Here is a 6,187-nt window from a genome sequence, read left to right on the forward strand (position 1 = left end):
TGCTGTGATGCTCATCGCAGCGTGTATCAACAAGGAATATATCGATCTTGCTTTTAGATATTTACGCTTATCTATTTGGTGATTTGTCACCTTGGGCGCTGCTGCAGCAATTGGGGGTGATTGCCATTTGCGTGCTTCTTGGCCTAGGCCTCTCACGTGGTTTCCGGCAGATGCTTACTTTGCCGCTGGGGGATAGCAGTGTCGTCGACATCGGTGTCAAGAGCTTCGTGCATGTGCTCTCGCCATTGCTTGTATTGGTGATGTTGATAGTGGCCCGTCGGCTGATGTTGAAGCTCCATCTGTCGGTGAGTTTGTGGGATGTATTTATTCCGCTGTCGATGTCACAGGTGGTCATGCGGTTCTCGTTTTATGTATTGCGCCGGATCTTCATCAAGGATTCCGGTGCCAGTGCCTTTCTGCAGGTGTTTGAAAAGGTCTTTGCGACTCTGATCTGGATTGGTGTCTTACTTTACATCGCCGGTTTGTGGCCGGATTTCATCGATTATTTGGATAGCACCATGCTGCCGCTCGGTCGGCACAGAACGTCTTTGTTGACCATTTTGCAAGCCACCGCGTCGGTCCTGGTGACGTTGATTATTGCTTTATGGATCGGAGCGCTGCTCGAAGAGCGCCTGATGAAGCTCAACTCCATGCACTCGTCCCTGCGTACGGTGGTGGCCCGGTTGGCGCGGGCAGTCTTGATCCTGATCGCCATTCTTGTCAGTCTGTCATTGGTTGGTATTGACCTGACTGTACTTTCGGTATTTGGCGGTGCCCTTGGGGTTGGTCTGGGACTTGGCTTGCAAAAGATTGCCAGCAGCTATGTTTCCGGTATTGTCATTTTGTTTGAGCGCAGTCTGGCCATCGGTGACATGGTCAATGTCGAGCGTTATTTCGGCAAGGTGACCCAGATCAATTCGCGCTACACTATTCTTGAAGGCTTGGATGGTATTGAATCGGTGTTGCCCAATGAGATGTTCATGTCGGGGCCGGTACAAAACTACTCCTTGCATCGAAAAATTATCCGTTTGGCAACAAATGTCACCATTCTTTATCAGGATGATATTGAAACGGTCTTGACCATGCTCGAAAAGGCCACACTTGAGGTCGAACGCGTATCCCGGCAGATCTTGCCGCAAGCCTTGCTGTTAAAGATCGGAGAGCATGGTCTGGAACTGGAAATAGGTTTCTGGATCACAGATCCTGAAAACGGTCGTCTGAATGTGACTTCAGATGTCAATCGGGCAATCTGGAGAGTATTCAAGTTGCACGGCATTCAGGTTGCGCACCCCAAGCGCGATCTTCGGTTGATGGATGAGCGCAGTTTTGCACAAAGTGTTGCGGCATCAGCGTCGAATCTGTCCAAAGAAGGATAATTGGCGTACAATGACCGGAAATAAAAGAATATAGGTGTGTTTTGTTGGCAGGGTTGGTCCTCGCAATTGGTCGGAGCCGAGTCTGTCCTGTGGTATTTCTATTGGAGTAGTAATGACTGTAGACTCAATTCTGGACTTCCTGGCGAACGGGCTGACGCATGCCACTGGCTGGCAGATCTTTTTTTACACGCTGATCATGACGCACATCACGATCGCTGGCGTGACTATTTATCTGCATCGTTGCCAGGCGCATCGTGCGCTTGATCTGCACGCTATTCCAAGTCACTTTTTCCGTCTCTGGCTGTGGATGACGACTGGCATGGTCACTAAGGAATGGGCTGCGATTCATCGCAAGCACCACGCCAAGTGCGAAACGCCCGAAGATCCACACAGCCCGCAGACACGTGGTATCAAGAAGGTCTTGCTGGAAGGTGCTGAGCTGTATCGCTCCGAATCCAAGAATGCAGAGACCATGGAAAAGTATGGTCACGGTACGCCTGATGACTGGGTCGAACACAACATCTACAGCAAATATGGCTGGCAAGGTGTTGGCATCATGCTGATCATTGACGTGATGCTGTTTGGTGTTATTGGTTTGACCGTCTGGGCTGTTCAGATGTTGTGGATTCCGATCACTGCTGCCGGCATCATCAACGGTATTGGTCACTTCTGGGGCTACCGTAACTACGAGTGTACTGATGCTTCGACTAATGTCTTCCCATGGGGAATTATCATTGGTGGCGAAGAGCTGCATAACAACCATCACACCTTCGGTACTTCTGCCAAGCTGTCGTCGAAGTGGTATGAGTTTGATATTGGCTGGATGTATATCCGCATCCTGGAAACACTTGGTCTGGCCAAGGTCAAGAAGGTCGCGCCTGAACCCAAGTTTAATCGCCAGAAGCTGGTAGCTGACTTTGAAACATTGCAATCAGTGATCGCCAATCGTTACGATGTCATGTCGAAGTATGCGAAATCACTCAAGCGTGCATGGCGCGACGAGATTGAACATCTGGCTGGTAAAACCAAGCTGGAATCAGGTTTCCTGAAGTCCGCCAAGAATCTGTTGCAGCGTGAACCTGGCGATCTGGAGGCTAATCAGAAGCAACAGCTCTCGGAGCTCTTCACTCACAGTAAGGCGCTCAAAACCATGCATGAAATGCGTGAAGAGCTGGGCACAATCTGGGGACGTTCGAACTCGACACGTGAACAGTTGCTGCAGCAGTTGCAAGACTGGTGTGCTCGTGCTGAGGCATCAGGTATCCAGGCTCTACGAGAGTTTGCCCTGCGTCTACGTAGCTACGCTTGATTGTACTGGCGTCGATTGAAATTTTTGACAGGTTGCTAGTGAGGCAGAAATGCGTGCTTCTCTCTCACTAGCTGCCGCGGCACTCGGTGCTGGAATTTTTCTCTCCAATGCAGTCACTGCCAAAACGGTACCGATTGCTTTTCACATCCCAGGTGTCATCATTTTGAATCAGCAGCGTGTCATTTATCGATGCGCTGGTGATGTGCGCTTGCCGGTACGGTATTTGAATACGAACGCGGGAGCGTTAGCTTATCTATCTGTCGGAGGGAAAAAGCGGATATTCGTCAATGTTGTCAGCGCATCTGGTGCTCGCTATGTGGCAGATCGTTACGCCTGGTGGAGTAAGGGAGGAGAGGGTTTTCTCGAGGACATCTCTCGGGAAGAGGGCGCTGATCCGGTATTGAAGGACTGCCGGCAGGTGGAGAGATGGTGAGCAGGCAGCAGCAACCCAGTTGTCATCGCTCTATCATGGATGTGAGAATGTGCCGCTACAATGCACCAATAAAAAAGCCCCGCAGAGATATTCTCGCGGGGCTTTTTGTTGCTGCCAGAGTACCGACATCAATTACTTGATCTTGGTCTCTTTGTACTCGACGTGCTTACGTGCCTTAGGATCGAACTTCATCATCGAGATCTTTTCGGGCGTTGTACGCTTGTTCTTTGTCGTAGTGTAGAAGTGACCTGTACCTGCGGTCGACTCCAGCTTGATTTTGTCGCGGCCTGATTTAGCCATGATAGATTTCCTTTATTCTGCTAGTTAGACTTTTTCGCCGCGAGCACGCATGTCGGCCAGAACGGCATCGATGCCGATCTTGTCGATGACGCGCAGACCAGCGTTGGACAAACGCAGGGAAACCCAGCGATTTTCGGATTCAACGAAAATGCGGCGGTTTTGCAGGTTAGGCAAAAAACGACGCTTGGTCTTGTTGTTCGCATGGGAAACGTTGTTGCCGACCATCGGCCCCTTCCCGGTGACTTGGCAGACACGTGCCATGTTAGTGCTCCTTAAAAATTCCAGAAATTGGAAAAAAAGAGAGTATAGCTAGAAAACTCTGATATTTCAATGACTTGCGAAAAATAATTGTATCTTCTTTGTTTTTGCATTTAACATTTATGTGGGGCAAGCGATTTGCAGTATCGGCCGCATTTATAGCCGCCCTTGCTCAGCGAAAGAATAGGTCTTTGATCCGGCCACAACAATGTGATCAATCACGGCAATATCCAGTAGCGCCAAGGCTTGTTGCAGGCGCTTTGTCAGATGCAGGTCCGCCGAGCTGGGTTCGACGTCTCCCGAGGGGTGGTTGTGGGCGAGTATGACTGTCGCTGCGTTGTGCGCCAATGCCGACTTGATCACTTCACGCGGGTAGACGCTGGCTTGGGATAGTGTGCCTCGGGTCATTTGTTCGGCACAAATCAGGCGATTTTTGACATCGAGAAAAAGCACAACGAACGCCTCATGCATTTTCCCGAGAAACAGCATTTGCAGATATTGTTTTACCGCCAGAGGGGAGTGCAGGCTGGTGCCACTCTCAAGTTCTTCTGATATTACCCGTCGCCCCAGCTCCAGTATCGCCTGCAATTGTGCATATTTAGCTTTCCCGAGCCCGTGGATGCTGGAGAAATCCTTTTCGGTTGCGGAGAACAGCCCTTGCAAAGAGCCGAATCTTGTCACCATGTCGCGACCCAGATCTACAGCGCTTTTGCCCGTGACGCCAACTCGCAGGAATACGGCCAGTAATTCTGCATCAGACAGTGACTGCGGGCCTTGTTTAATGAGGCGCTCGCGCGGACGGTGTTCAATTGGCCAGTCGGTAATTGCCATACTTCTCCTTGATTCATGCCAACTCCTATCGATTTTTACGGAGTAAGGCTTCGTGGCTTACAATAATGGGCTATCACGCTTTTTGAAGATTGTTCATGTCTAACGTATCTATTCCCGTCGTCACTGAAAACGCCTATTTGACCCTCCACTATCGTCTGGCATCCCAGTCGGGTGAAAATATTGTCAGTACTTTCGAAGAGAAGCCTGCGACTTTACAATTTGGACAAGGTCAGTTGGCACCGTTTCTGGAAGCTTGTCTGCTGGGATTGCCAGAGGGAACCCATCAAACCTTTGAGCTTGGTCCGGAGCAGGCGTTTGGACCGCGCAACCCTGAATTGATTCAGCGTATCTCGCGTGCCACGCTGCAAGAAAACTCTGCACTCGATGAGGAGTATCGCATTGGTGATCTGGTCGACTTCGCCGCGCCTGGCGGTGGACGCTTTGCTGGTGTCTTGCGCGAAATCGATGCGCAGGGGGCCCTGTTTGATTTCAACCATCCACTGGCTGGACAAACCGTAAAATTTGAAGTCAAGATCATTGGTATTCTTTGACATAAGTGTTCATTGAGTAGACTACCGATAGCCAAGGAATACACTATGGACAAGCAAATTCCCGAAATCCTGCTGGCGCAACCGCGCGGCTTCTGTGCTGGCGTTGACCGTGCGATTGAAATTGTCGAGCGGGCACTGACACAGTTTGGTGCGCCGATTTATGTACGTCATGAAATCGTACACAACGCCTATGTTGTTGCTGATTTGCGCAACAAAGGTGCGATTTTCATTGAAGAGCTGGCGGATGTGCCTGCGGGTAATACCGTCATCTTTTCTGCGCACGGCGTTTCCAAGGCAGTCCAGTCCGAAGCCCAGGAGCGTGGTCTGAAAGTATTTGATGCGACATGCCCGCTGGTTACCAAGGTGCACATGGAAGTTGCCAAAATGCGCCGTGAAGGACGCGAGATCATCATGATCGGACACGAGGGACACCCAGAGGTCGAAGGAACCATGGGACAGACCGACAGCGGTATGCATCTGGTGGAAACAGTGGCGGACGTGCTCAAGCTGGAAGTCAAGGATCCTGCGATGCTGGCCTATGTGTCGCAAACCACCTTATCCGTGGACGACACGATCGACATCATTGCTGCGCTCAAACAAAAATTTCCCTTGATCGCCGAACCGAAGAAAGGCGATATCTGCTATGCGACTACCAACCGACAGGAGGCCGTCAAGTTCATGGCGCCGCAGGTAGAGTTGGTGATCGTCGTGGGCAGCCCTAACAGCTCCAATTCCAACCGTTTGCGAGAAGTGGCAGAGAAGAAGGGTGTACCTGCTTACATGGTCGACAACGCTGAGCAGATCAGGACGGACTGGCTCGCGGGCAAGCGCCGTATCGGTGTGACGGCAGGCGCATCTGCACCTGAAGTCTTGGTGCAGGCGGTGATTGATCGACTCAAGGAAGGCGAAACACGTAGCGTCCGCATTCTCGATGGCATCGAAGAACATGTCACTTTTCCTATGCCAAAGGGCCTCAGTGGATCGCGTCACGCGGTAACAGATCACTCCGCGCAATAACGACATGCCCCCTCGTGAGTGAACCGCACCCCAAAAGTTGGACACCAATCCAACCTTTGGGGTGTTTTTCATGGCGAAGTACGAAACGAAATTCAAGCATGAGGTAGTGCAA

At 51.0% G+C, this 6,187-nt stretch carries 8 protein-coding genes; 5 read left to right on the forward strand and 3 right to left on the reverse strand.

The features are described 5' to 3' along the window. Positions 1-47: 47 nt before the first annotated feature. The 3 genes from FHW66_RS18005 to FHW66_RS18015 all read left to right on the forward strand — a co-directional run bounded on the left by FHW66_RS18005 (position 48) and on the right by FHW66_RS18015 (position 3,118). The gene (locus tag FHW66_RS18005) at positions 48-1,376 is read left to right on the forward strand and encodes a mechanosensitive ion channel family protein (RefSeq protein ID WP_255459050.1); all 1,329 of its coding nucleotides are present in this window, start codon (positions 48-50) and stop codon (positions 1,374-1,376) included. Between the two features lie 112 nt (positions 1,377-1,488). Continuing rightward, positions 1,489-2,685: an acyl-CoA desaturase gene (locus tag FHW66_RS18010; RefSeq protein ID WP_183381206.1), complete on the forward strand. Its 1,197-nt coding sequence runs from the start codon at positions 1,489-1,491 to the stop codon at positions 2,683-2,685. A 49-nt stretch (positions 2,686-2,734) separates the two neighbouring features. Continuing rightward, entirely contained in the window at positions 2,735-3,118 is a 384-nt protein-coding gene (locus tag FHW66_RS18015) for an MliC family protein (RefSeq protein ID WP_183381207.1), read from the forward strand. A gap of 132 nt (positions 3,119-3,250) precedes the next feature. Here the strand turns inward: FHW66_RS18015 and rpmG are convergent, their stop codons facing one another. The 3 genes from rpmG to radC form a co-directional block, all read right to left on the reverse strand. After that, on the reverse strand, positions 3,251-3,418 hold the full coding sequence (gene rpmG, locus FHW66_RS18020) for a 50S ribosomal protein L33 (protein ID WP_183381208.1): 168 nt from the start codon (positions 3,416-3,418) through the stop codon (positions 3,251-3,253). Between the two features lie 24 nt (positions 3,419-3,442). Beyond that, positions 3,443-3,679, reverse strand: a complete 237-nt coding sequence (gene rpmB / locus FHW66_RS18025; RefSeq protein ID WP_041296590.1) for a 50S ribosomal protein L28 — start codon at positions 3,677-3,679, stop codon at positions 3,443-3,445. A gap of 153 nt (positions 3,680-3,832) precedes the next feature. Continuing rightward, positions 3,833-4,507, reverse strand: coding sequence for a DNA repair protein RadC (radC, locus tag FHW66_RS18030; RefSeq protein WP_183381209.1), 675 nt, complete (start codon positions 4,505-4,507; stop codon positions 3,833-3,835). Between the two features lie 95 nt (positions 4,508-4,602). Between radC and FHW66_RS18035 the strand changes: the two genes are divergently transcribed. Both FHW66_RS18035 and ispH read left to right on the forward strand, forming a co-directional pair. Further along, on the forward strand, positions 4,603-5,058 hold the full coding sequence (locus FHW66_RS18035) for a peptidylprolyl isomerase (RefSeq protein WP_183381210.1): 456 nt from the start codon (positions 4,603-4,605) through the stop codon (positions 5,056-5,058). 45 nt (positions 5,059-5,103) lie between these two features. After that, complete coding sequence (gene ispH, locus FHW66_RS18040) at positions 5,104-6,075, forward strand: 4-hydroxy-3-methylbut-2-enyl diphosphate reductase (protein ID WP_183381211.1); 972 nt, start codon at positions 5,104-5,106, stop codon at positions 6,073-6,075. Positions 6,076-6,187 lie beyond the last annotated feature (112 nt).

Source organism: Herbaspirillum sp. Sphag64 (assembly GCF_014192645.1).
In the GTDB taxonomy this organism is placed as follows: Bacteria; Pseudomonadota; Gammaproteobacteria; order Burkholderiales; family Burkholderiaceae_D; genus Herbaspirillum.